Raw genomic sequence first — 2,969 nt, forward strand, 5'->3', positions numbered from 1 at the left:
TGCCAGACCTTCCCGAAGGGCGAGTTTAAAATGTCCGTACTCTTTGTTGTGTCACCTTGATGTAGAACCACTATACCTGCGGTAACACGCCGCGATTACGAACATTTTAACTCTCGCTGAGTGGGTAATTATCTATGCGGACTGGTGTTAATCGTTTACGGTTTGCTTCAATTGAAGAAGCATCGTGTACAGCTAACCCCTTGTCTTTAAGTCATAAAGCCCTATAACTTTACTACGTGTTAATTGCTAAAGTTACTTTGCTTATTTCTTTTTAATCGCTTTTGTCGTTTAAAAGTAATGGTATGAATAGCGATTATAAGTGAATTAAAAGGGCGCTAAATTTAAAAAATGAGCCCGTGAAGTTATACTGTTGATGATTTATTAAACACACCTTGCGTCAAGTGCGTACAAGACCGTTTACTCCCATTGCGCAAGCTAACTTAGAGGAAGAGACTGTGTTACAAGACTATCGCAATCACGTTGAAGAACGTGCCGCTCAAAATATTCCACCTAAACCGCTTAACGCTGAACAGGTAGCTGGCCTGGTTGATTTATTAAAGAACCCGCCAGCAGGCGAAGGGGAGTTTCTTTTAGAACTGCTGTCAGAACGTGTACCGCCTGGGGTTGATGAGGCAGCTTACGTTAAAGCTGGGTTTTTAAGTGCAATCGCAAAAGGTGAAGACAGTTGTGAGCTTATCTCTAAAGAGAAAGCCGTTGAACTGCTAGGAAATATGCACGGTGGCTACAACATTGCCACTTTAGTGGAGCTACTTGATGATAACGCGCTTGCGCCGTTGGCAGCGAAAGAGCTGAAACATACTCTTTTAATGTTTGACGCTTATCACGATGTGGAAGAAAAGCACAAAGCGGGTAACGAGCATGCCACTGACATCATTAAATCTTGGGCTGAAGGTGAGTGGTTCACGTCGCGCAAGTTAATGGACGATAAAATCACTTACACCGTGTTTAAAGTAACAGGTGAAACGAATACTGATGATTTGTCGCCAGCCCCTGACGCATGGTCTCGCCCAGATATTCCTCTGCACGCCCTGGCAGCTTACAAGATGCCCCGCGAAGGTTTAGAGCCAGAAGAACCTGGTGTTAAAGGCCCAATGGCGCAAATAGAAGAAGTCAAAAGTAAGGGGTATCCCGTAGCGTTTGTCGGTGATGTAGTTGGAACCGGCTCGTCACGCAAGTCGGCAACTAACTCTGTATTGTGGTTCTTCGGTGAAGACTTACCGGGTGTGCCTAATAAACGAGGCGGTGGTGTGTGCATTGGTTCAAAAGTCGCGCCTATCTTCTTTAACACCATGGAAGATGCCGGTGCATTGGTGTTTGAAGCCGATGTGGAAAAAATGAACATGGGTGATGTGATAGACATCTATCCGTTTGAAGGCAAAATCACCAACCATGAAACCGGTGAACTTCTTGCAGAATACAGCTATAAGTCGAAGGTGATTCTGGATGAAGTGCGCGCAGGTGGACGTATCAACCTGATTATTGGCCGTGGCCTTACCGAGAAGGCGCGTGAGACACTAGGTTTAGGCCCAACGGATTTATTCCGTACGCCTGAACAGCCAAAAGACAGCGGCGCGGGTTTCTCGTTAGCGCAGAAAATGGTGGGTAAGGCGTGCGGTGTCGACGGTATTCGCCCAGGCACCTACTGCGAACCTAAAATGACAACCGTGGGCTCGCAAGATACCACAGGGCCAATGACCCGCGATGAGCTTAAAGACCTAGCCTGTCTTGGCTTTACTGCCGATTTAACCATGCAGTCATTCTGTCACACCGCCGCTTACCCAAAGCCGGTGGATATAGAAACGCAGCACACGCTGCCTGATTTTATAATGAACCGCGGTGGCGTATCGCTTCGTCCTGGTGACGGCATTATACACAGCTGGTTAAACCGCATGCTGCTGCCTGACACAGTAGGCACGGGTGGTGACTCGCATACTCGTTTCCCATTGGGTATTTCATTTCCTGCGGGTTCAGGTCTGGTCGCGTTCGCTGCGGCTACTGGCGTTATGCCGCTAGATATGCCCGAGTCGGTACTAGTGCGATTTAAGGGAGAAATGCAGCCGGGCATTACGCTACGCGACCTAGTACACGCCATTCCGCTGTACGCCATCAAACAAGGCCTATTAACGGTCGAGAAAAAAGGCAAGATCAACGCCTTCTCTGGCCGTATTTTAGAAATCGAAGGACTAGAGAACTTAACCGTAGAACAGGCGTTCGAGCTTTCTGACGCATCGGCGGAGCGTTCAGCAGCCGGTTGTACTATCAACTTATCTGAAACGTCGATTGCTGAATACCTGCGTTCAAACATTACCATGCTACGCTGGATGATTAACGAAGGTTATGGCGACCCTCGTACGCTAGAGCGTCGCGCGCAGAAAATGGAAGAATGGTTAGCTAACCCAGAGTTGATGCGCGCCGATGCAGATGCTGAGTACGCTGAGGTAATCGAAATTGACCTTAACGATATTAAAGAGCCAATTGTGTGCTGCCCTAATGATCCTGACGATGCGAAAACCTTATCTGACGTTGCAGGTGATAAGGTAGACGAGGTCTTCATTGGTTCATGTATGACAAACATTGGTCACTTCCGCGCAGCCGGTAAGCTACTTGAGCAATACAACAAAACACTGCCAACCCGTTTATGGATGTCACCACCGACTAAGATGGACAAAGCCCAGTTAATGGAAGAGGGCTATTACAATATTTATGGTCGCGTAGGCGTACGTACAGAAATGCCCGGCTGCTCACTATGTATGGGTAACCAAGCACGGGTGGATGCGGGCACAACGGTGCTTTCCACGTCTACTCGAAACTTCCCTAACCGCTTGGGCGATGGGGCAAATGTTTATTTGACTTCAGCCGAGCTTGCTGCGGTGGGTGCCATTGTTGGGCGCATTCCAACTGCTGAAGAGTACATGGAATACGCTAGCAAAATTAACGCAATGTCGGGT

At 48.0% G+C, this 2,969-nt stretch carries 1 protein-coding gene; it reads left to right on the forward strand.

Going from position 1 to position 2,969, the window contains the following annotated elements; genetic code table 11:
• Positions 1-455: 455 nt before the first annotated feature.
• On the forward strand, positions 456-2,969 hold a 2,514-nt coding region (acnB, locus tag QVA83_RS05385), incomplete at its 3' end, for a bifunctional aconitate hydratase 2/2-methylisocitrate dehydratase (protein WP_287498216.1).

It is taken from the genome of Alteromonas sp. AO-Serp (assembly GCF_017849675.1).
Classification (GTDB): Bacteria; Pseudomonadota; Gammaproteobacteria; order Enterobacterales; family Alteromonadaceae; genus Alteromonas; species Alteromonas macleodii.